The sequence below is a fragment of the Flavobacterium sp. PMTSA4 genome (assembly GCF_032098525.1).
GTDB classification, from domain to species: Bacteria; Bacteroidota; Bacteroidia; order Flavobacteriales; family Flavobacteriaceae; genus Flavobacterium; species Flavobacterium capsici.
Genome location: NZ_CP134890.1, coordinates 2,864,464 through 2,889,285, shown reverse-complemented (window position 1 = coordinate 2,889,285; position 24,822 = coordinate 2,864,464). Strand labels below are relative to the sequence as shown.

At 30.6% G+C, this 24,822-nt stretch carries 18 protein-coding genes; 2 read left to right on the top strand and 16 right to left on the bottom strand.

All coding sequences use genetic code 11. The features are described from left to right. Positions 1 to 299 precede the first annotated feature (299 nt). From RN605_RS13090 to recR, 8 genes are all read right to left on the bottom strand, one after another. On the bottom strand, positions 300 to 3,614 hold the full coding sequence (locus tag RN605_RS13090; RefSeq protein WP_313325486.1) for a YDG domain-containing protein: 3,315 nt from the start codon (positions 3,612 to 3,614) through the stop codon (positions 300 to 302). 330 nt (positions 3,615 to 3,944) lie between these two features. Beyond that, positions 3,945 to 5,027, bottom strand: coding sequence for a dTDP-glucose 4,6-dehydratase (gene rfbB / locus RN605_RS13085; RefSeq protein ID WP_313325485.1), 1,083 nt, complete (start codon positions 5,025 to 5,027; stop codon positions 3,945 to 3,947). Between the two features lie 44 nt (positions 5,028 to 5,071). Next, positions 5,072 to 6,349 carry a nucleotide sugar dehydrogenase gene (locus RN605_RS13080; RefSeq protein WP_313325484.1) on the bottom strand — a complete coding sequence of 426 codons (1,278 nt, stop codon included), beginning with the start codon at positions 6,347 to 6,349 and terminating at the stop codon, positions 5,072 to 5,074. 48 nt (positions 6,350 to 6,397) lie between these two features. Further along, positions 6,398 to 7,789 (bottom strand): UDP-glucose 6-dehydrogenase, encoded by a 1,392-nt coding sequence (locus RN605_RS13075; protein ID WP_313325483.1) that lies wholly within the window; start codon positions 7,787 to 7,789, stop codon positions 6,398 to 6,400. A gap of 10 nt (positions 7,790 to 7,799) precedes the next feature. Continuing rightward, on the bottom strand, positions 7,800 to 8,780 hold the full coding sequence (locus RN605_RS13070) for an SDR family oxidoreductase (RefSeq protein WP_313325482.1): 981 nt from the start codon (positions 8,778 to 8,780) through the stop codon (positions 7,800 to 7,802). Next, positions 8,777 to 11,251 (bottom strand): exopolysaccharide transport family protein, encoded by a 2,475-nt coding sequence (locus tag RN605_RS13065; RefSeq protein WP_313325481.1) that lies wholly within the window; start codon positions 11,249 to 11,251, stop codon positions 8,777 to 8,779. Before RN605_RS13065 ends, RN605_RS13070 begins: the two co-directional genes overlap by 4 nt. Before the next feature lie 9 nt (positions 11,252 to 11,260). Next, positions 11,261 to 12,052: a polysaccharide biosynthesis/export family protein gene (locus RN605_RS13060; RefSeq protein ID WP_313325479.1), complete on the bottom strand. Its 792-nt coding sequence runs from the start codon at positions 12,050 to 12,052 to the stop codon at positions 11,261 to 11,263. A gap of 79 nt (positions 12,053 to 12,131) precedes the next feature. Beyond that, positions 12,132 to 12,746, bottom strand: coding sequence for a recombination mediator RecR (recR, locus tag RN605_RS13055; protein WP_313325764.1), 615 nt, complete (start codon positions 12,744 to 12,746; stop codon positions 12,132 to 12,134). 62 nt (positions 12,747 to 12,808) lie between these two features. On the opposite strand from recR, the gene RN605_RS13050 reads away from it, so the two are divergent. Further along, positions 12,809 to 14,305, top strand: coding sequence for a sodium:solute symporter (locus RN605_RS13050; protein ID WP_313325477.1), 1,497 nt, complete (start codon positions 12,809 to 12,811; stop codon positions 14,303 to 14,305). Here RN605_RS13050 and RN605_RS13045 read toward each other — a convergent pair. After that, positions 14,302 to 14,667 (bottom strand): CoA-binding protein, encoded by a 366-nt coding sequence (locus tag RN605_RS13045; protein ID WP_313325475.1) that lies wholly within the window; start codon positions 14,665 to 14,667, stop codon positions 14,302 to 14,304. The two genes, RN605_RS13050 and RN605_RS13045, sit on opposite strands and share 4 nt — an antisense overlap. A gap of 110 nt (positions 14,668 to 14,777) precedes the next feature. On the opposite strand from RN605_RS13045, the gene RN605_RS13040 reads away from it, so the two are divergent. Further along, the gene (locus RN605_RS13040) at positions 14,778 to 15,404 is read left to right on the top strand and encodes a MarC family NAAT transporter (protein WP_313325474.1); all 627 of its coding nucleotides are present in this window, start codon (positions 14,778 to 14,780) and stop codon (positions 15,402 to 15,404) included. Here the strand turns inward: RN605_RS13040 and ctlX are convergent. The 7 genes from ctlX to RN605_RS13005 form a co-directional block, all read right to left on the bottom strand. Continuing rightward, positions 15,401 to 16,336, bottom strand: a complete 936-nt coding sequence (gene ctlX, locus RN605_RS13035; RefSeq protein WP_313325473.1) for a citrulline utilization hydrolase CtlX — start codon at positions 16,334 to 16,336, stop codon at positions 15,401 to 15,403. The genes RN605_RS13040 and ctlX overlap by 4 nt on opposite strands. Positions 16,337 to 16,368: 32 nt before the next feature. After that, on the bottom strand, positions 16,369 to 17,283 hold the full coding sequence (locus RN605_RS13030) for a dimethylarginine dimethylaminohydrolase family protein (protein ID WP_313325471.1): 915 nt from the start codon (positions 17,281 to 17,283) through the stop codon (positions 16,369 to 16,371). A gap of 72 nt (positions 17,284 to 17,355) precedes the next feature. Further along, entirely contained in the window at positions 17,356 to 17,832 is a 477-nt protein-coding gene (locus RN605_RS13025; RefSeq protein ID WP_313325469.1) for a hypothetical protein, read from the bottom strand. After that, positions 17,829 to 18,899 carry a lipid II:glycine glycyltransferase FemX gene (locus RN605_RS13020; protein ID WP_313325467.1) on the bottom strand — a complete coding sequence of 357 codons (1,071 nt, stop codon included), beginning with the start codon at positions 18,897 to 18,899 and terminating at the stop codon, positions 17,829 to 17,831. The genes RN605_RS13025 and RN605_RS13020 overlap by 4 nt, the downstream gene beginning before the upstream one ends. After that, the gene (locus tag RN605_RS13015; RefSeq protein ID WP_313325466.1) at positions 18,900 to 20,516 is read right to left on the bottom strand and encodes a hypothetical protein; all 1,617 of its coding nucleotides are present in this window, start codon (positions 20,514 to 20,516) and stop codon (positions 18,900 to 18,902) included. It lies immediately after the preceding gene. Between the two features lie 107 nt (positions 20,517 to 20,623). Beyond that, a complete protein-coding gene (locus RN605_RS13010; protein WP_313325465.1) occupies positions 20,624 to 22,582 on the bottom strand; it encodes a 3-coathanger stack domain-containing protein in 1,959 nt (652 codons plus the stop codon). A gap of 1 nt (position 22,583) precedes the next feature. Next, positions 22,584 to 24,611 (bottom strand): hypothetical protein, encoded by a 2,028-nt coding sequence (locus tag RN605_RS13005; RefSeq protein ID WP_313325463.1) that lies wholly within the window; start codon positions 24,609 to 24,611, stop codon positions 22,584 to 22,586. Positions 24,612 to 24,822: the final 211 nt, after the last annotated feature.

Below are 24,822 nucleotides of genomic sequence, written 5' to 3'. Positions count from 1 at the left end.
TAAATAACTTTTATGTAATCGATTGCATTGTATTGACAATTTTACAACAAAATAGAATACAAAACAAAATATGTTGATAAAAAAGCATCCATTTTTAAGTCTTTTTTCTAAAAAAAACAGAAATATGACAATTAACTATGATAATTTTTACATTAACACTAAAAAAAAGCTGTTAAAATTTATAAATATGAAATTACGAAATCAATAATGGTTTTGTTTTTTAAAAAGCTTTACTTTTTTATAAATAAAAAAACCTCTTCAAAACTGAAGAGGTTTTTATAAATAAAAGCTTATTTAACTTATCTCTTAATCATTCTAATAGTAGACACATCTTCATCCTGAGTTACTATCACATTGTAAACTCCCGAAGGGTAGTTTTCTCCAATAGAATTTGTATTCAATTCATTAACATCTGCAGAACGAGTTTCAATTTGTCGTCCTAGCATATCATAAACGATTACATCTACCATTGATGAACTACTGGTTTTAACATTCAACTTAAAGCCATCTGCAAATGGGTTTGGATAGGCCACTACATCTAATGGTTGTTCCATTACTCTTGATGGCATTGGGCTGCCTCCTGGAACGGTAACCTCACAATCTTTCCCTTCATAGTACACTCCATACAATTGTATCTGAATGCGAATTCTATACGTGCCTCCTGCTTGTAATGGTGCCAACGCATTAAACTGACTTAGTCTTACATAACGCGTGATGGTTTCTATGGTTTGACTGTAACCACTTATTTCATTCTCTACTATGTAACGGTACATTGGTGAACCTGTATAAGGTGTAACATAAAGTGGTGTGGTCATTGAACTTGGAGCCAAGCCTCCGTTTTGACAACTTTCATACTGTAATGTTGGTTCTGCTGGTGAGGACATGTAACAGGTGCCTGGTGCTGAAAACGTCAATACGCCACCCAACAACGATTCTGCCGATACGTTTACTTTATAGACAGCATTGTATAAAATTGGAACGGTTGTCAATTCTGTCAATCTCACAAAATTCCCTGTACGAGTAAAGGTTTGTGATTCCAGCTCTACATCATTCATCTCGCCTCCCATACGGGTAATGGTGTATCTATAACGTGTCGCATTAGGTACTGATGTAGCATAAATAGGCGAATTTATCGCTGCCAACGTGCCACAGTTTGAAACTGTTGTCGTTGGAATGGATGGTGTGGTTACCGTACAATTCTCTGAATTATATGGTTGCCATTCTGCGTTTAGTTTGATGGCTACTTTTATGGAATAGCTTCGTCCATAACTCGCTATATCTGTATCGGTAATGCGAATCATTCCATTGGCTTTTTCTACTTCTCTTACTTGATTTGTAGCCAAATCGGTGATCATGAATTTGTATCCTGTTACCAATACACCTACTGGCAAATTATTTGAAAATGTATAGTACGGTCTTATTGATGTGTTTAATGCCGCTAAGGTTTGTCCGCATACTGAAGTCCAGAACGTAGTGGTTACTGCTGGACAGCCGTTGGTTAAACTTCCGTCGCAATCATTATCTATCCCGTCATAACATATCTCTGCTGCACCTGGATGAATTAATGGGTCGTTGTCATTGCAATCGCCGCCTGGTAATATTGTGGTGGTGTAACCCGCTCCTGGTGATACACATGATTGGGTGCTTATTGAATAATAGCCGTCGTTGTCTGCGTCTAAATACCAATTAACATTTGGTATAACGGTAATGTTAGCCAAACCACTTGTACTGAACAAATTACTTTCACCATTGAAATCGGTTACTGATACTAAAGTGTAAGTAGTATTGTTCAATGGTGTGACTATAATATCGGATCCGTTAGTATAGTTAGTCTGGGTTGCGTTGGATGTTCCATCATTATACACTACTGTGAATGGAGACACTCCTCCTTCAATGACCACTTTAATGTTTCCACTAGTATCCTGACAAATGGAAGAGCTACCAGAACCATTTGAAATAACTGCTGTTCCGCTTATAGAAGCAGTTAATCCTTGTGGTTGTGTTAAACTATAGTTAGATGTAGGTGGCAAGTAACCCGCTATCATAACTGGTTTATTGGCTCCAACATTAGCATTGTTAAAGTTTGCTACTGGTGTACCTGATACTGAAAATAGTTCGCCATTTTGTAAACCAACATACGATGGCGTTCCACTTAAAGTAGCTGTTGTATTTCCATCGTAAATTTTATCATTTGCGGCTATACCCGTTATGGTTAATGATGCTTGAGTTATATCTCTTGATTGTAAAAATGGTTGTACTAAAGTATAGGCACCTGCGTTAGCTCCATTAATAGAACAATTGGATGTAATGGCAATGTCCGTTCCTACATTAGGAGTACTAAAATTTCCTGATTGCACTAAATTGACAACATCAGGAGCAACCACTCCAATAAGTGCTCCACCTGTAACTGATGCTATTGTTAAACCATCGTAGACTTTGCTAGAAGTTGTGGCACCAGAAACTGTTAAAGGGATTGCTGTTTCAACAAGCATTACATCATTAGAGGTGTTTGTTGTTGAAAAATTTGTAACATTACTATAAAAAGAACTGTTAAAGATTGTGCTGTTCTGAGTTGTTGCTCCAGTTCCTTCCCTTCTTAACATCTGTACTGTACCTTGTGGGGTTATATTACCATCATTTAATTCAATTTTATAGGCAGTACCTGTAGCCGATTGATTAACATTCCAATACCTATCTCCAAAACGTGCTTTACTTACATTCGCGAATGAAAGAGGAGAACCAGATTCAAATTGTTCAAGCGTTACCGTTTTGGTGCCTGGAGCTGTTGCATATGTAAACAATGCAGGACGATAATTTCCTCCTTTTCCAACCGGAAATACTGTTGGTGTTGTAGTAGTGATTACTCGAGCTAATTTACCATCTACATAACTTGTTGAAGAACCTCCACTAATAGTCCCTGCACTATTAATTGTAATCGAAAAAGTTCCTGTTTGTATTACCCCGTTTATAAGATTTAAATTATTATCAACACTAAAGCCATTGTCAAAAATTGTTTTTACACCAGTGCCCGAAATGATTAAATTATAATAATTATCTATCAATGTTCCGCTGATTAACTGTGGTGAATTACCATTTAATTCAATAGTTCCTGTACTAGCAGTAAAAGTATCAACCCTATTTGCGTTTAAATCTCCTCCAACTTTTAAAACACTCCCTGAAGCCATTATTAATGACCCTTTTCGATTTCCTGCATCTCCAATGTTTAAATCATCTGTTATTGCTAAAACGGAATTAGAAGTAAAAGTAAGCGTAGCGAGAGAAGCTCCACCGGTTGTGTTGTTATTTATAATAACAGTGCCCGCAACTGCATTTGAAACATTTACTGTAACATTATGTCCATTTTGCAAAATAACAGTATCTGCTGCAGTAATTGTTGCTGTACTTGCTGCAGGAGAGCCATTTGCAGCAGTAGACCAAATAGCTGCATTCCAATTTCCAGAAGCTCTAGAGTAATAAGTAGTCTGAGCAAAAGAGCCTGATATGAGACTTATCATTAAAAGTAATGATAAAGTATAATTTTGAATTTTCTTTTTAGAAAAAAACCGAACCAATATTTCTGTTTTCTTCTTTTTTAACAGTAATGAATTTTTCATAAGCTACTCGTATTAATTTATAATTTGGTTTATTTAAATTCAAAAAACATATTAATGGCAATAAAGCGTAATAATTAATAACACTTTATTCAGCATTCTACTAATCTATTTCATCTTCCCATAAAAATCATTTATATGCTACACATTATGTTTTAATTTATGGTCATGAATTTACATGTTTTTTTTTTAACAGGTGTTTTAAATCGATTAAGTTAAAGTAAAACCCGACAAATAGCAAAATGTTAAAAAATTGCATTTTTTTGATGTTACATCAATAACAAAAAAGCCTTGTCCAACGACAAGGCTTTTTTGTTATAATACTATTTAATTTCAATCTTTATATTGTTTCTCGTAATACTCTTGATAAGCACCTGAAGTAACATGCTGTAGCCATGCTTCATTATTTAAATACCAATCAATAGTTTCAGATAAACCTTCCTCAAAAGTTACAGATGGCTTCCATCCCAATTCTTTATTTATTTTACTGGCATCAATTGCATAGCGCAAATCATGACCTGGCCTGTCTTTAACATAAGTAATCAATTGTTCAGATTCACCTGGTTCTCGACCTAACTTTTCATCCATTTTTTGACACAGTAATTTAACCAAATCTATATTTTGCCATTCATTGAATCCACCAATATTATAAGTATCGTGATTTTTTCCTTCATGAAAAACCAAATCAATAGCAACAGCATGGTCTAATACATACAACCAATCACGCGTATATTTTCCATCACCATAAACAGGTAAAGGTTTCTTGGTAATTATGTTGTTTATAAAAAGTGGAATCAATTTTTCTGGAAAATGATTTGGACCATAGTTGTTAGAACAATTACTAATCACATAAGGTAAACCATAAGTTTCACCATAAGCACGAACAAAATGATCCGAACTTGCTTTTGAAGCTGAATAAGGTGAATTGGGAGAATAAGGAGTAGTTTCTGTGAATAATCCCGTTGCTCCTAATGCACCATAAACCTCATCTGTGGAAACATGATAAAATCGTTTGCCCTCAAAATTATCTTTAGCTCCGCTCTGTTCGGTTCTACCTCGAGTCCAAATAGCTTTGGCTGCATTCAATAAGTTCATAGTACCGATAACATTGGTTTTCACAAAAGCCAATGGATCCGTTATAGAACGATCAACATGCGATTCAGCAGCTAAATGGATTACACCGTCAAATTGTTCCTTTAGAAACAAATCATTTATAAAATCAGCATCGGTGATGTCTCCTTTTACAAAAGTATAATTAGGATAAGACTCAATATCGGCAATATTTTCTAAATTTCCGGCATAGGTTAAAGCATCCAAATTATAAATTTGATACTCTGAATAGCGTGTTACAAACCTTCTTATTACGTGCGAACCTATAAAACCAGCACCACCTGTAATTACTATTTTTTTACTCACTTTAATTATTTTATTTTATTATTTGCAAACTTTAAAACTTACATTTATAATTTTGCATCTGCTTTTTCGTTTAAAACACCCTTAACATCAAAAACTACCGCTACTGGTTTCTTTAATGCTTCAAAATCAATAGTGACAAATTCTTTATGAGCAACTGCCAAAACTATTGCGTCGTATTTTTCGTTTGGTAATGTATTGACCGTTTTTAAATTGTATTCATGCTCCACTTCTAATGAATTTGCCCATGGATCATATATAGTAATTTCGGTTTCAAAATCATTTAATGCATTCACTACATCAACCACCTTAGTGTTTCGTACATCAGGACAGTTTTCTTTAAAAGCAATACCAAGCATCAGTATTTTAGAACCATTTACTTTAATATTCTTTTTAATCATCATTTTGACTACTTGCGTAGCAACATAATCACCCATACTGTCATTTAATCGTCTTCCTGCTAAAATTATTTCCGGATGATATCCTTTTTCCTGAGCTTTTTGGGCTAAATAATAAGGATCAACTCCTATACAATGTCCACCAACCAATCCTGGTTTAAATGGTAAAAAATTCCATTTCGTGCCAGCAGCTTCAAGAACAGCTTGTGTATCAATTTCTAAAAGATTGAAAATTTTAGCCAACTCATTAACAAAAGCGATATTAATATCTCGTTGTGAGTTTTCAATAACTTTAGCCGCTTCTGCAACTTTTATAGAAGGAGCCAAATGCGTACCAGCGGTAATAACTGATTTATAAAGTTCGTCAACTTTAATTCCAATCTCTGGAGTTGAACCTGAAGTTACTTTTAATATTTTTTCAACGGTATGTTCTTTATCACCAGGATTTATTCGTTCAGGAGAATAACCCGCATAGAAATCTTGGTTAAATTTTAAGCCACTTATTCTTTCTAAAACAGGAATACATTCTTCCTCAGTAACACCCGGATAAACAGTTGATTCATAAATAACAATATCGCCTTTTTTCAAAACCTTTCCAACAGTTTCACTTGATTTATACAATGGATTCAAATCTGGCCGGTTATTTTTGTCAACCGGAGTTGGAACTGTTACTATAAAGTAATTACAGTCTTTAATATCGTCTATTTGATTGCTACAAAAAAGACCATTCTCATTTGATAAATCCGTTTTCAAAACCGCTTTTAATACATCTTCACTAACTTCTAGTGTAGAATCAATTCCAGAATTCAATTCATTTATTCTTCTTTGATTGATATCAAAACCTACCACTGAATATTTTGTTGCAAATAATCTTGCTAATGGCAATCCTACATATCCTAAACCAATAATTGCTATTTTATTACTCATTAAAATTGTTTTGTTTGTAAAAGTTGGGCTGTAAATATAATTATTTATTTAAGAACCAATAGCTTGATAAATAAATCCAATTTCTTTCATTCTCTCTGGATTCAATAAATTCCTTCCGTCAAATACAAAAGCAGGTTTCAACATAGAGTCGTATATTTTTTTCCAATCATAATCCTTAAATTCATCCCATTCCGTTAAAATGGCTATGGCATGAGCATTTTTACAAGCTTCATAAGGTGAATCAAAAGAAACTATATGCTTTTCATTCTCAGAAGAACTTCTTGTATCTAAATAATTTAAGTCAAATAAGACTTGATTATGAGTTACTTTTGGGTCATATAAAGCTACTTTAGCTTGTTCATTAATTAAATCATCTGCCACATAAATTGCAGCTGATTCTCTGGTATCATTCGTATCTTTCTTAAAAGCCCATCCTAAAAATGTAATTTTCTTTCCTGATACCGTATTGTATAAAGTCTGAACTATATTTTTTGAGAATCGCTTTTTTTGATGATCATTCATTATGATTACTTGTTCCCAATAATCAGCAACTTCATTTAATCCAAAAGCCTTAGAAATATAAACTAAATTCAATATGTCCTTTTGAAAACAAGAACCTCCAAAACCAACAGACGCCTTCAAAAATTTTGGCCCAATTCTGCTATCCATTCCAATAGCTTTAGCAACTTCATTAACATTAGCTTCTGTTTTTTCGCATAATTCGGAAATAGCATTTATCGAAGAAACACGTTGTGCTAAAAATGCATTAGCCACCAATTTTGATAATTCTGATGACCAAACATTGGTAGTTAAGATTCGTTCTCTTGGAACCCAATTAGAATAAACTTCCACTAAAGAATCAATCGCTTCCATTCCTTGTGGAGTTGATTCACCTCCAATTAATACTCTATCTGGACTTAATAAATCTTCAACCGCTGTACCTTCAGCTAAAAATTCTGGATTTGATAATATTTGAAACTGCACTCCGTTTCCAGTATTATCTAAAATACTTTTTAATGCTTCAGCAGTTCTAACCGGAAGTGTTGATTTTTCAACAATAATTTTATTGTTTTTAGCTACTTTGGCAATTTGTCTTGCACACAATTCAATGTGTTTTAAATCTGCAGCCATGCCTTTACCAGTACCATAGGTTTTGGTTGGCGTATTTACAGAAATAAAAATAAGTTCGGCTTCGTCAATTGCTTTATCAACTTCTGTTGAGAAAAATAAATTTCTTCCTCTGGCACGAGCAACAATATCACTTAGTCCAGGTTCATAAATTGGAATATTATTCACATCTTGGTCATTCCATGCAGCAATTCTGGGTTCATTTAAATCTACTACTGTTACTTTAATGTGTGGGCTTTTATCAGCAATTATTGCCATCGTTGGTCCTCCGACATAACCTGCACCAATACAACATATATTAGTAATCTTCATTCTTTATAATTTATTTTAAATTTTCCCAATACCATTTAACCGATTCTTTCAAACCTTCTTTAAATGAAAACTTTGGGCTATAATTAAGTAATTTTTTTGCTTTATCTATACTCGCTAATGAGTGAGGAATATCGCCTTCTCTATTTGGTCCATAAACAACTTCAACATCCTCTATTTTGGAATCAAACTCATATAAATATTCTTTTAAGTTATGAACTAAATCATTCAAAGAATTTCTTTCCCCAAAAGCCGTATTAAAAACTGTATTTAATGCCTCTGGATTTGTAGTATTCATAGCTAATTCATTCATCTGAATCACATTATCAATATACGTAAAATCACGAGAAAAATTTCCATCTCCGTTGATTACTGGACTTTCATATTTCATTAGAAGTCCAACAAATTTTGGGATTACTGCAGCATACGCTCCGTTTGGATCTTGTTTTCTTCCGAAAACATTAAAATATCTTAGTCCAATGGTTTCGATTCCGTATGTTTTACTAAATATCTCAGCATACAATTCATTCACATACTTTGTAATGGCATAAGGCGAAAGAGGTTTTCCTATTTTTTCTTCAACTTTTGGCAAGCTTTCAGAATCACCATAAGTTGATGAACTAGCTGCATAAACGAAGCGTTTAACGTTAGCATCTCTTGAAGCCACTAACATATTCAGAAAACCATTTACATTAACCTCATTTGAGATTATTGGATCTTTAATTGAACGAGGAACTGAACCTAAAGCCGCTTGATGAAGTACATAATCAACTCCTTTTGTAGCTTGAATACACGTGTCTAAATCTCTTATATCTCCTTCTACTAACTTAAAATTTTCATTCGAGGAAAATGATTCTATATTATGTTTATGGCCTGTAGAAAAATTATCTAAACAAATCACAAAATGTCCTTTAGACAGAAAGTATTCACAAAGGTTTGACCCAATAAATCCTGCGCCACCAGTAATTAAAATTGTTTTCTTTACTGAAATCATTGTCGCTTTTTAAATAATTTATGTTTTATTTTAGCAAAAAATCCTGTTGGTTCATCTTCTTCATGGTAGCCATTTGAGTAGCCATAACTATATCCATAGCCATAACTATAACCATAGCCATAGCCATAACCCGTACCGTATTTCGCTTTATCCTCATATCCATTGAATATTATGCTAATATTATTTAATTCTCCTCTCTTAGTTCTATTGTTTAGTAATGTTAACATCTCTTTTTTAGTGAAGTTTTGTTTTACTACGTATAATATTACATCGCTATATTGAGCCAACTCTAAAGCATCAGAAACTAAACCTACTGGCGGAGTGTCAAGAATGATATAATCATACTTATCTTTTAAAGAATTAATTAAGTCATTCATTGTTTCACCTAAAATTAATTCTGATGGATTAGGCGGTATTGGACCTGAAGTAATTACATCCAAATAAGGAATATGGGTTTTTTGAATCACTTCATGTAGTTGGTTTTGACCTATTAAATAATTAACAACCCCTATATTGTTTTCCACATTAAAATCATCAAAAATCTTTGGTTTTCTTAAATCTAGTCCCAAAATTATTGTCTTTTTTTCGCTCAAAGCAAAAACGGTTGCAATGTTTATAGAACAGAATGTTTTTCCCTCTCCACTTATTGATGATGTTAACATTAATGTTTTTGCTCCTTCTAAACTTTGTTTTTTATATAAAAACTGTAAAGAAGATCTGATGGCTCTAAACGATTCAGATAATGCTGACTTTGGTCTTTCAAAAACAGATAAATTTGATTCGTTATGTTTTAAACCTACAATACCTATTATAGGAATTTGTGTTACATGGGCTATATCTTCAATGCTGTGAATTGAATTTTTTACAAAAAATAATATAAATATAAAGATTAACGGAATAAATAATCCTATAAAAAAAGCTGTAATATAATTAACTCCAGTTCTTGGACCAATCAATCCTCCACCAATATCTTTGGCTGGATCTAAAAATTGTATATCCGATAAATTAGCTGCTTTTATAATGGATGCCTCCATTCTTTTTTGTAAAAACGTATTGTAAACATTATCGCTTAAATCGTATTTTCTAGAAATATTTAGATATTCTAATTCTTTTTCAGGCAATACATTGATTTGAGATTCAAGTTCTTTAATCTTTGAATTTACTTTAATTATATCGTACTGTAATGCATTTTTTAAAGAGTTAGAGTTTTCAAGAAGAACATTTTTTAAAGACTTAATTTGATTGTCAATTTCTTCATAAAAAATTGGTGTCTTTATTGTTCTTATTATTTCAGATCTTTTAACTGAAAGCTCAATTATTTTAGCAACATTTTGAACAATATTATTTTCTTCTATCCCAACAATTGTAGGCGCAGGTAATTTTGAGTAATCTACGCTTTTCTTTAAATACTCTGTTAGCGAATTCAAATAAACAATCTTGCGTTCAATTTCATCCTTTTTGATGTCAAGTTCTAATAACTTTCCTCTAAAAGCTGAACCTTTATCTGTGATATCTAAAACATTGTTGTTCTTACTGAAGTTTTTTAATTCATTCCCAGAATCATTTAATTTATCTTCCATTTCACCTAAAGTTTTATCAATAAATGAAATAGTATTTTTCGCAAAAAGATTTTTATTATACAATTGTTTATCAATTAAAACCTTAACTGTAGTATTAAGATAATCAACTAATCTCTTTTTGTTTGTTCCTTCCATGCTTAATCTCAAAATTGATGTTGCTTTTTCATCAATCTGAACATTTAATCCTTTTAATCTTGCAACTGTTTGATCAAAAGAATTAAATCTAATGAGAACTTCTTCTCCTACTTTTAAATCAACATTTGGGTCGAGTTCAAGTTTCCAATTCAAAAATGGTAAGGCAACTATTTGCCCAATTTTGTATTTTTTATTAAATGGACCAGATTTTACATTTAATGGTAAAATTGAATTATCAGAATAACGGATAATATTAACTGAACTGGACTCAAAAGGAATTGATAAGAGATATGTGCTTTCATCTATAAGTTTTACTTTGATAAAAGCTTCATATAATTGGTATTCATTTTTGTTGGGTGTAATTACAAATGGCACTTGACCATAAACATCTTTAAAATAGTAATCTGTTTTTACGAAATAATCAATAAAAAAATTCAAAGTATCAACAACTGCCTCATTATGTGATCTTGATTTTAAGGATGTTGCTATTCCTTGTACCTTATCTGATGTTCCACCCCAATTAAAAACTAAACTTGTATTTGATGTAAACAACTGGTTGTTTTCTTCTTTAACGGCAATGGTTGTATCAATTCCGTAAATTTTTTGTTTTCTAATATTTACTTGATGCGCTATAGTAAAAGTAATTATTAAGGATAATACAAACCATTTCCAATAACTAATAATCTTGATTAAAAAACTTTTAAAATCAAAACTGTTTTTCTCTTCAAAAAAAGATAAATCTTTTACGTCTAGCATTTTAATTGATTAATTTCTTAATAGTAAAAAGGTTGTAGTTGCAAGTGATAGAAGTGTTATCAATGTTGATAGAGATTCTATACCTGTTTTACCTGTTCCCCAAGTTTTCTGCTTTAATGGTTTAACATAAATATAATCGTTTGGATGAAGGTTATAAACTGGTGAATTAACGGCATTAGAATTTGTTAAATCTATATGAAAAGTTTCTGTTCCATAAGGAAATCTTCTCATTACAATTACGTCTTTTCTATCACCAGTTATAGTTATATCTCCTGAATTTGCTATTGCTTCTAAAATATTAACTTTATCTTGATATAAAATTTTAGTTCCTGCATTACCAATCTCACCATTAACGACATACCTAAAACCCGACAATTTAACTGACACAAAAACTCCTGCTTCTTTAGTAAAATATTCTTTTAACAGTTTTTCTTCTACTATTACTCTTATTTCTTCTGTCGTTTTTCCTAAAACATTAATTAAACCGAGAACAGGCATCCTAATATCACCATGATCATCAACTGTATATCCATTAAAATAAGCTGTTTGTTCGCTTAATCCTTGTTGGGAAGAAATGTTACTGTAATTAAAAATTTCAACATATTTCGAATCCATAGCTTTTATGGTAATACTCAAAATATCATTAACTTGAACTCTATAAGGTTTTTGATTAACCGACTCAACTGGTTGTGTGTCTGATTTTGAATCATTTTTTTGTAAATAAATCAAATCTTTGGTTGGAATACAAGACGTGAAAAAAAAACAAATCAGTAGTGTGAAAAAAAGTTTTAGCTTTCCCATTATTTATTAAAAATTGCAAACAAAGATAGTTTTTCAATTCTAATTATGAAAATGATGTTTAGTATAATTAAAAATCAATCTATTTTATAGAAAAATCAAAGGGAATTCTGTTTAAAATACTTCGGCCTAAGGTAACTTCATCAGCATATTCTAGTTCATCACCAACAGCAATTCCTCTTGCAATTGTAGAAGTTTTTATGGGTAAATCTTTTATTTGTTTATAAATATAAAAATTAGTGGTATCACCTTCCATTGTTGAACTTAATGCAAAAATTAATTCTTCTACTTGACCTAACTTTGCTTTTTCAACCAACGAAGTAATGTTCAATTGACTAGGACCAACGCCATCAATTGGCGAAATTTTACCTCCAAGAACATGATAAACACCTTTAAATTGGTTAGTATTTTCAATAGCCATAACATCACGAACATCTTCTACAACACATATAATTTGATGGTTTCTGTTCGAATTATTACAAATTTCACAAACGTCAACATCGGAAATATTATGACATGATTTACAGAATTTTATTTCTTCACGCATCGTCGTTAAAGCATTTGACAAAAATTGAGTTTGTTCTGCAGGTTGTTTTAATAAATGAAGTACTAATCGCAAAGCGGTTCGCTTTCCAATTCCTGGCAATTGCGCCATTTCGTTAACTGCTTTTTCTAATAATTTTGATGAAAATTCCATTGGACAAAAGTAATCATTTTGAAAAATATTTATGTATTTTGGCATTCTATTAAATTAAAACTATGTCTTCTACAACCATACTGATAATCATCATCATTTATTTTGGGCTATTACTTTTGATTTCCAATTTTGTTTCAAAAAAAGGAACTGATAATGATACTTTTTTTAAAGCCAATAAAAATTCAAAATGGTATTTGGTTGCTTTCGGAATGATTGGAACAGCGCTTTCAGGAGTAACTTTTATTTCGGTTCCTGGCGAAGTTGGAAATCCTGATTTACAATTTAAATATTTTCAGTTTGTTTTAGGAAATGCAATAGGAATGATAGTTGTAGCAACCGTTTTGCTTCCTCTTTATTACCGAATGAATTTAACTTCGATTTATAGTTACATCGAACGAAGACTTGGTATTGTAAGCTACAAAACAGCTGCTAGTATTTTTTTAATTAGTAGAACAATTGGTTCCGCATTTAGATTGTATTTAGTGGTAATTGTTCTTCAACGATTTGTTTTTGATGATTTTGGAGTACCATTTGGTGTTACTGTATTACTTTCGTTGGCCTTGATTTTTGCTTACACTTATCGTGGTGGTTTAAAAACGATTATCATAACAGATACTTTACAAACTTTCTTTTTAGTTTCTTCCGTATTTTTTACAATTGTTTTCATTTGCAATAGTCTTGACTTATCTTTTGTTCAGGCATTTGAAACTGTAAAAGAAAGCAATTATTCTAAAATTTTCTTTTTTGATGATTTTCAAAAAGGAAATTATTTTTGGAAGCAATTACTTGGCGGAATGTTTGTTACAATTGCCATGATTGGTTTAGATCAAGATTTAATGCAAAAGAATTTAAGCTGTAAAAACATTGGCGAAGCACAAAAAAACATGTTTACTTTTACTGGAATATTTGTTGTAATAAATATTTTTTTCCTAAGTGTTGGAGCTTTACTTTACATCTATGCGGAGAAAAATGGAATTGCAATCCCAATGGTTGATGGTTCACCAAGAACCGATTTATTATTTCCAGAAATTGCTTTTCATCATTTAAGTATTGTTCCTGCTGTTATATTTCTGCTAGGATTAACTGCGGCTACTTTTGCCACTACTGATTCTGCTTTAACTGCTTTAACAACTTCGTTTTGTGTTGATTTTTTAGGCATGGATAAAACCGAGAATCAAAATAAACCAAACATTGTCAGAACTCGTCACTTTGTTCATGTTGGGTTTTCAATATTGATGTTTTTAGTAATTATTGTTTTTAATTCACTTAATGATAAATCAGTAGTAACCATGATTTTTAAAGTGGCAAGCTATACTTACGGTCCACTTTTAGGGTTATATTCATTTGGATTATTAATGAAATCAAAAACCGTTCAGGATAAATTGGTTCCAATTATTTGTATAATTTCACCTGCTATTTGCTTTTTGATAGTAAAATATTCTAAAGAATTGGTTGGAAATTATACTATTGACAATGAACTAATAATTGTAAATGGGTTGATAACTTTTATGGGGTTATTGCTGATCAGTAAACCTGCAACCGAAAACACCCGTTTTTAATATTGATTTGTAGTTAACAATACTAAAGTACATGCTACTTCAACTTCAATCCCATTAGCTTTTAACAGCTGATAAAATTCTGGGTTTTCTGTTCCTGGGTTAAAAATTACTCGTTTGGGTTTTGTTTCAATGATATAATTATAAAAATCTCTTTGTCGTGTTGGATTTAAATATAAAGTAACAGTATCAATATTTTTTAAAGGAATATTTTTAGTATAAATTTTAACACCTTCAACTTCTCCTGTATTTTGACCGATTGCAATAACTGAATGTCCTTTATCAACCAACATTGAAATTGCTTTATAAGCATAACGATCTGGTTTTGTGCTAGCGCCAAGAACAACGGTTTTTTTATTTTTCATTATAATTTTTTATATTTCAAAGATACTAGTAACTTTACATAAACAACATTAATTTTAACTACTATTTAATAATTATCTCAACTTGAGAAATTATCTTTGTCAAAAAAAATATGGGTTTATTTGTTATTCTTTTTGGAGCATTATTTTCAGTTTTAAACCCAATTGGAACAGTTCCTATATTTGTTAGCCTTACCCAAGATTACACCAAAAAAGAACGTTCAAATCTTTCGTTAAGAACCGCAATTAATGTTTTTGTAATTTTAATCATCTCATTTTTTATTGGCCAATATGTGTTGACTTTTTTTGGAATAACCATTCCTGCACTAAGAATTGCTGGTGGAATTATTATAGCTAGTTCTGGATTTTCATTGCTAAACGGAAAGTTTTCGAAAAATCGTGGTATTAATAAAAAAGTAGAAGAAGATATTAGTACTAGAAATGCTATTGCACTAACGCCATTAGCAATGCCAATGCTTGCTGGTCCAGGTTCAATTTCCTTATTAATTGCATTTTATCAAGAACACAATAGCACTACTGAAATTATTTTTTCGAGTTTATCAATATTAGCAGTTTCAATTGTAATTTTCTTCATCTTAAGAAGCGCTCATTACTTAGCAAAAATTTTAGGTGCTTCAGGAATTGTTGCTGTTTCAAGAATCATTGGTTTTTTGACAATTTCTATTGGCATTCAATACATTATCAATGCAGTACAAGATATTATAGAAAAAATAAATTAGTTTTTAGGCAGAAAGATTTCAGCCATCATACATCTTGCACTTCCACCGCCGCAAGCCTCGATAGTATCTAAACTTGAATGAATTATTGATAAATGTGCTTCTAATTGTCCTATTTGTTTTTTGGTTAAACTTTTATAGGCTGATTCACTCATCACCAAATAACGCTCATCATTTTTACCTTTTACTTCAAGCATATTTCCTGCAAAACTATTTACTTGTTCTTCAGTAATTAGAATCACTTCTTTATCATCTCGTCGTAAAGAATCGAGCACCATTTTTCGTTCTTTTTTATCATCAATACAATCGGCGCAAATAACTGCAAATGTATCGCCCAAACACATCATTACATTGGTATGATAAATTAATTTTCGTTCTCCATTAACGGTTTGAAAGGCTTCAAAAATAATAGGTGAAAGTTCAAAATCTTCGCAAAATTCAATCATTAATTCTTCGTCAGCTCGAGGAGAAAGTGCACAATACGCTTTTCCATTTTCTCGGTCAAGCAGCAAACTTCCTGTTCCTTCTAGAAAAATATTATCTTCTTCTGCAGAAGTATAATCCATGATTTCATTGATTTCAAAACCTTCATCTTCTAATATATCTAAAATATCTTCTCTTCTTTCAGCACGACGGTTTTCGGCAAACATTGGGTACAAAACCACATCTCCATTATCATGAAATGAAATCCAATTGTTTGGGAAAATGCTATCTGGTGTATTCGGCTCAAGTGTATCATCAACTACAATTACGTTTACCCCTACTTTTCTCAATTTAGCAACAAAATCATCAAATTCCTTTTGCGCTTTTTCATTGACAGTTTCTGGCGAAAGTCCATCGAGTACTTTTTGATAATAATTGTTTACTGCCGTTTGTTCGTTCATCCTGAAAGCTACAGGACGAATCATCAATATAGAGTTTGTAGTTTGATTCATTTTTTTGGTTTTGTTTATAATTTATAAACTTATTAATCCCTAATCAAAGGTAAAGTTGAACATCTTAAAAGTCCTTCTTGTTTTGCGATTTCAGCATATGGAATTTCTTCAACTGTAAAACCGTTATCACGAAGCCAAGTATTTAATCGAGTGAAATTCTTTTCTGAAACTACTACATCTTCATCAATAGAAAACACATTTGAATTCATATGATACATTTCGTCACGATTGATGTGAAAAAGATTTTCTCTACCAAATAATTTAAGCAAAAAAACATAATCACGTTCTTCACGAAAACCACTTTTATAGATAATACCTTTGTTTTTGCCAACAGGTTGAAAACAACAATCTAAATGTAACGCATTATCTCTAGCTTCTAATTTTGATTTTACAAGGTCAAATTCTTTTACAATTTTATTTGGAAAAAGGTTTTTGATATAATTTACACCTGCCATATTGGTTCTAGCAGTTATGTAATCTTTATAATCTGAGCCTTTGTAAGTTCCGATAAATATGTAATCATTCCAAAGCATTACATCGCCACCTTCAATGTGAACTTCCTCTGGCGGACGAACGATTTTATTTGGATTAATTTGGTCTAAAACATATTGAATTGCATCTAATTCTCTATTTCTATCTGGAAGAATATTTGCTTTTACAAAAACATCATCAATAACAAAACCAATATCGCGAGTAAAAATTTGGTTGTAATTTTCAATCATTTCAGGACGAAAAACCTTTACATTATATTTTTGAAAAACTTGATTAAAAGCTTCCATTTCTTTGACCATATCTTCTTCTTTTGGATACGTTCCGGCAAGAATGTGTTCTAAAGATTTCGGATCATAAGCTTCTTCTACAGTTGGTGTTGGACCATTATTTAAGGCTGAACCTAACACAACTGCTCTTAGTCGTGAGGTTTCATTTTTTACATTTAATTCTAACATAAAATTGCTTTTGGCATTTGGTCAAAGATAAAAAAGCTCCACTGAATTGCGAAGCTTTGTTTATAAGTATTTTTATTTGAAATTTTTTATTTGCCTTTTAAAATAAAACCATAAAAAACGCTTTGCTTTAACTGAACTTTTTAATGTAAAACCAGCCTTTTCAATTCCTTTAATTGAACTAATATTGTTTGTGTCAACGATGATAAAAACTTCTTTATTTTGATTTTCAAATAATTCTTTTTTGGCAATATAATTTATTACAAAGGGATAAATTGATTTTCCTTTAAACTCAGGAATTGTAACACATTCTCCAATTGCTGGCCCTTTTTCGTGTATCAATTTTAAAATATCAATTTTCTTAAAAAGAGTGCTTTCATGAATTTTTCTTGAATCAATTTCAATGAAATATTTAGTTTTATTTGGATTCGAAACATCCTTTTGAATTATAAAATCTAATTCATTAAACTGCTTAAATTCAGAAGCATCCATAGAATAAAAAAGCATATCTATAGAAACAATTTTAATTCGTTTTAGAATCTTTTTTATCATTTTCTTCTAATTATTGATACAATTTTTGAGATTAGCTTTTTATTTGATTTTAATCTTTTATTCAAGAAAAGAAATAATCTTAAATAAAAAGGTTTTAGTTTCCAATGAAATTTTGAGTGTTCAAACAGTATTTGAAAATCTGCATAACTATTTTTTAAATTGATTACTCCTTTTGAACCTCCAAGAGAAATATTATAACCCGAAAAATTTTCTTTGATTCCAATTTTCATTGCTTCAAACTGCAAAAAATGCCCAACCAATAAATCTGGTTTCTCTTTTTTTGTTCCTCCAAATATATAGGTATAATAATTCCCCGATTTTACTAAAAACATAGAACCTTTTAAATCATCATCTTTGAATGCTGCAATAAATTTTGCCTGTTTTTTTTCTATTAAATGCAACAATGTTTCTTTGAAAGATTTCCATTCTCTTAGACTGTAATTATTTTGCTTTGCATTTTCTAGACACAAATCATAACCCTTTTTTAGTTCTGATTCAGAGCTAAGTTCTTTTATAACTAATCCTTTTCTAATTGAACTTCTAATATCACGACGTAAATTAACCTTTAAACTTTCAAGCAATTCTTCTTCATCTTTAATTGAATCAAAACTTTTCCAATTCAAACCATTTGATGAGTAAACATATTTAAATAAATGTCCTTCAGTTGCTAAGTTCAAAATTGATAATTCTGGTAAATCCTCGTAAGAATGCTTTGAAACTATTTCAGAAACTGGCAGTGTTATATGTGCATAACAACAGTTTAAAAACTTTGCCCTAATTGGAACTTGGGCAATTAATTCGTTAAAATCTGATAAATTAGTTTCTGAAATTATTGGTCCGAAAGGAATAATGTAAAACTTAAAAAAAAGTGCTTTTGCTATTACGGCTGCATAACCACCAATAATTTTTTCATTATTTAAAGCAATACAGATTTCATAATCAAAACCATATTTTTGAAATGATTTATTCCATTCTGAAAGTAGTAAATGACTTGCCTTGTCTTCATTTAAAACAAATTCATCCCATTTTTTTAACCAAGCATTATCTTTAGTAAATAGTACTTCCATTTAATTAATTTCTCTGAATGGTAAATCAGAATTATTTGCAACAAAAATATTTCCCGAATCATTAACATCTAATCTTACGCTTTCAAATTTACTCAAAAATTGAACTAATTCATTTAATGTAGGATTCCAAACTTGATTACTTCTAACTTTTTCGCCTAAATAAGAGAAATTAGAAGCAACGTCATTATCAATCAAAGTTTCTGTTTTAAATAATTTTCCGAAATGGTATTTCATTGGTACTGAAAAATAAGTGTGTGCTATAAAAATTCCACTTTCATCGATAAGTTTATTAATGTTTTTTGGTGCCAATGACTTTTTAAAATCAACCATTTCAAGTGTTTGAAAAATAGAAAAAGCATTATCTTGAATTCGATGTTTAAAAATTAAAGGCGAATATTTTGCCAACGGAAATGGTTTGTTTTTGACTGAATTCCAAAAGAAAAATACTTTTAACAATGGAATTGAAATGGAAATCAAATTTTTAAAAAAGAAAAATAATTGCTTAAAACTTTTGTGCTCTATAAACTTTTTAAAACAGGAAGAGATATTTTTATATTTCATAATCATTTTTTCATCGGCATAATAATGAAAAAGAATGATTTTAATTTTTAGTGCAATTTTATCTTTTATTTTTAAATCTTTAATTCCATTAAAATAACTTTTCAGCGTGAAATCATTTGAATTTAATTGATTTATCACTCCTGAAGTAGATGTTCCTGAGTCTATGTAATTCCAAAGATTACTGATTTTGTTTTTTATCAAAACTTCCTCAAAATCAGCATCTCCAAAATTCAAATTTTTATAAAGTGAGAAATTATATGGCTGATATCCGTGGTCAATCCAAGTTGGAACTGATTTTATTGGCGATTGAAAAGAACAGAAACTATCAAAACTTTCTTTATCATTTTTAATGGATTGTGAAAGTGAATGATAACATAACTCGTGTCCATCATTTTCCCATTTTGATAGTTCATCAGCATCATTTTCAAAAGAAGCATTATCTTTTCTTTTAGAATAATGATTCAAAAAAAAGCCTTTCGTTACTTTAATTCCATTTTCTTTAAAGAATATCCTTTGAAGTTTCAAATTTTCCAACGAATCAAAATCACAATGGTCAGTAAAACAAGTAATCGCTGAAAAAGGAATAGGCGAACGACTAAGTTCAACAGCATTTTTATTTGAAAATAAAAATGCTATTTCTTGGTTAAAATCAAATAAAGATGCAACTGGTTGAAGTACTTTTTTATTTTCTCTTCCGGAATATTTAGTTAGCATAGCTGCGTTTTCTGGATTGAATCTCCACAGAACTTTATTCTTAAATTTTGGATTGAATTCCCAAATTCCATCCTGAATATTTGGCTGTGCAAAAAAGCCGTTTTTCAACTTTACTATTTTTGGAGCAAAATGTGGAGCAACAAATTCTTTATTACATTTTACCCATTTGTAATCGTGAGTTCTGAACGAATCAATTTCATTTTCAAAAACAATTTCAATATCAAACGAATTTAGATTAAGTGAACTAAACTTTTGAAGTTTCACAACAATCTTTTTATCAAAAAATTCAAAATCTAAGTTTTCACTTTTATTTAAAAAAAATAATTTTAAAGATTTTATCATTATTTGAGGATGAAGTTTCTACAAATATATTAGAAAATGTAGTATTAAAATAAAAAGCTTCTTCAAAAAGAAGAAGCTTTCGTTAAAAATAAAACTTAACTAAAAATTTAATTTTTTATCAATTTCTTAGAATATATATTTCCGTCTTCATCGAGCAAATTGATTATATAAATACCGTTTGCATATCTACTGACATCAACTCTAGTTCTGTCGGTAAGTTCAATGTTTTTATCATAAACCATTTTGCCGTCAATAGTGGTAATGGTTACATTTTTAAACAAATTATCTTTCATAATTAATTCCACCGAACTACTTGAAGGATTTGGCACTATATAAAACTCTACCTCACGTTTTACCAAATGAATTTCTTCATCTGCAATTTCATTGGTTATGCTTGTTTCAGAAGTTCTATAAATATATCCTGTAGAACAACCTTCAATGTATGCCGCAAATTGTGAACCCATAACCGCTTCAAAGCCAGGATTGAGTTCGATATAATTTCCAGCATGATACACTACTCCATTTTGATAAACGTTATTTCCTACTTCAACAATATTTGTTGCTTTTATCCAATCGGAACGTTCTTTTTTGGTATCTGTTGCTGGATTTAGATTTGTTACATTATCAGCTGGTGATGTTAAAACCAAAGTTGGCAAACAACAATTACTAAAAGTAACATCAGGACCAAGACTTGAAGATGAATCCGTTAAATTGTAATAATATGTTCCTGCCGAGCAATTGACATTAAATATTGCATTGACCTCAAACTCAAAATCTCCTGATGGACTTGCTCCAAATAAATTAGGCAGAAATGTAAAACAAAATGTATTTGCTGTTAATTGAGTTGGTGCACCAATAGTTGAAACAACTGTCCCATTTTGAATAATATCCAAAGTTAATGTTCCCAAAGTAGCATTTGCTGGTGTTTGATAAGTACCACAAACATTCAAAGGAGTTGTACTTGAAGCATCAGGACAAACAAAATTTACAGGATCAATACTCAAAGCACCAAGTTGAGGCGTTGCACAAATAATTCCACAAATATTATCTATATAAACCGTTCCAAAATGTTGTGAAGGCATACAGTCACTAATTGTAAACTCAATTCTTCCAGGTTGATTTAAAATATCTTGCACATTTAAACGAGCACAAAGCCAACCTGTATAAAGCATTCTTCTGTTTGAACTAATATCAATTCGATTGAACAAACAATTATCTGGATCAGCTATTATACAAATTTCGTCAACAACATTATTATTTTGGTCGTAAGCTCTAACTCTAAAAAAAGGTTGAATATCTTGCCCATGCGCAGGTTTGTTATCCATTATTAACGAAAAATTAAAATCAATTGTTGGTTCATTAATATTTGCAAAAGTTCTACTCATAGTAGTGATATCAGAAGAACCAAAACCTCCAGCATTATTTAGCTTTATTGACTTATTTCCTCCATTTGTATTTAATGTTGGTACATTTTGCCCAAAACTAGCCAAAACTGGATCATATTGTTGGTAACCCGCAGCGGTACTGTTAATCAAAGTAACTGTTGAGTTAAAATTATTAACTGAAGGTGTAATTACATTTGTTGCAGTAGCTGCAGTAGGTGTTGCACATGATTGAAAAAAAGCTGTTCCAGTTGCAGGTTGCGGATAAGCATCAGACCAAAAAGTGTAACTAGCTGTACCATTTTCAAAATCTCCATTAACACATGATTGTTTTAATGCATCTGGAATTGGATTGGCTATGTATTCTTTCTTCTTTTCAGAATATTTTTTAAAAAATAATTTTCTAAGTTCTACAATTTTGGCATTTTTTAATGCCAATTCTAATTCCTTATCTGAAAACTCCTCTTCTTTTCTTAAGTGTTCAATAGTTTCCTGCTTAATTTTAGTTGTTAAAGAATAACTATTATAATTCTTTTGAATGAACAACTGCAATTCTTGCTCTATTGATTTTGAATTATTGATTCTGTTCTCTTCTAATTTAATATATTCATCCAACTGTGAATAACCTTCGAAAGAAGTAAACCAAAGGAAACAAATCAATACTATTTTGATTGTGTTTCTCATGTTATTTCATTTTTTGGATTATTTCATTCATTTGGTTTTTCAACAATTGAATTTCATCGTTTTGTTGTTGCAATTTTTTATTTTGCTCAATTATATATAATGTAAGTTCTTCAATTTTTTCCATATGTTTAGATTGCATTTCTGCAATATCTAATCCATTTTCAGCCAATTCTTCTGCAGATTTAACTCCTGGTAAATGCTTGTTTTTTTGGATATATTTTTCAACTTCATTTAATGGAAGAAGATTATAGTCTTTTTCAAAAACATAATCAGCCCAGTTATTAGTACTTCTTAAAGCCACTTTCACTTTTTCGGTCATTATTCCACCTTCAACAAATAATTTATAACTTCCTGTTGCGTTGTTATAATTTGGAGATGAACCAATATATAATTTCCCATTTGTTGCACTTGTTGATGTATTAAACCAAATATTTCTATCATTCATATCAACAACTCTATTTCCACCAACAGTTGTAGCTTGATTTATAACTCCGTTATTAGCATATAAACTTGTATCAACTGAACTTATTTGATATGGACTTGTAGTTGTTCCACTTCCTGTAATTGTAACATTGCTTCCACCTACAATATTAGTTGTTGGGAATGTAATTGAATTTCCATTTGAAATTGAAATTGTATTTCCAGAAATTGATAAATTTTGAGAATCTGTACCACTATAAGTAGGTAATGTCACCGAATTACCATTCGATATTGATAAAATATTTCCATTTAATGACAATGATTGAGAATCAGTATCTACAAAAGTTGGAATAGTGAAAGATCCACCACCTTGTGATAATGTGATTGTATTACCAGACTGAGTTAAGGTTTGTAATTCATTAGTAGTGCTACCATCAATTTCATTAAATTCTCCAAAAGGTAAACTTATTGGCGCGCTCGAAACACCGTTTACTGTTGTAATCAATTGATTATTTGAATTTATAAAATTTGATATTGAGTTAACAATTGGAGCAGTACCAATAATATTACTTACATTACTTGACATTTGATTACCTGAAGAAGTCAAAACATTAGAAGAAACAGATGCACTTGCCATTTTTTGTAAAACAACATCACCATTTTGATTTACACTTAAAAACTTATCTGTTGTTTGCGTAGCAGATGGTAAATAATTACTGGTTAAGTTAGTAAATCTTAATCCCGAAAAACCATTTGTTCCATGGGTTATTTCAAGTTTGTTTTGTGGATCTGATGTACCAAAACCTACTCTTCCTTCTACCAACAAACCATTTTTAGGAGCTATAAATCCACTATTTGCATTAAAATTTGGAGTATAATTTTTACCAATTACAACTCCTCCACCAACATCCAATCTATTGTTTGGAATGATATTATTTCCAAGACCAATACCTGTATTTCCTAATTTGCTTATAAATATTCTTTGGCTGCCTTCTCCATCTGCAAAAATAATTGTTCTATCTAAAGTATTTCCAGCAACTCTATTAGTAGTTGGAGCACTATTTAAACGTACATTTCCAAGAAAAACATTATAATCTCCACTTTCTAAGTACACACCTGTTTCATTTCCAATAAAAATATTTGAATTACCATATAATAAACTTCTAGGAGCAAGATATCCTAAGGCAATATTATTATCTCCATTGGCTTTTGTTAATGCACCATACCCAACTGCAGTATTTCTACTACCAGTAGTATTTAAACCTAAAGATCTATGACCTATAGCAATATTTGAATTTCCAGTTGAATTAGCTTCTAAGCTTCTTGTTCCAAAGGCTGAATTTAAAAATCCCGTACTATTATATTTCATAGCATCATTACCAAAAGCACAGTTAAAGCTACCGACAGAATATTTGAGTGAATTCCAACCAAAACCACTATTGCTGTTTCCGCTATTACTATATAAAGCACTTACACCAAAAGATGTACTAAAATTTCCTGTGTTATTAGTTCCAGCATTTATTCCATAAAAGGTATTTTCGACTTGGGAGAAAAGTAAGTTCGAATTTAGCAAAACTATAATCGCTACTACAATGTAATTTTTTTTCATAACATCTTAAATTTGGGTTATTATTCATACTTCATTTAAGGCAATAAAATATTTTTTATTCCTTTTTTAGTTTGAATGCTGATGTTATTTTTTGACAATTCAAATATATTTAATGAAAATAAAATAATCTATAAAAAACATATTTATTCGATGAAATGCACTTTTTTTATAATAGCATTAGAAGTTATCTTATATTTTAATACATTTAAAC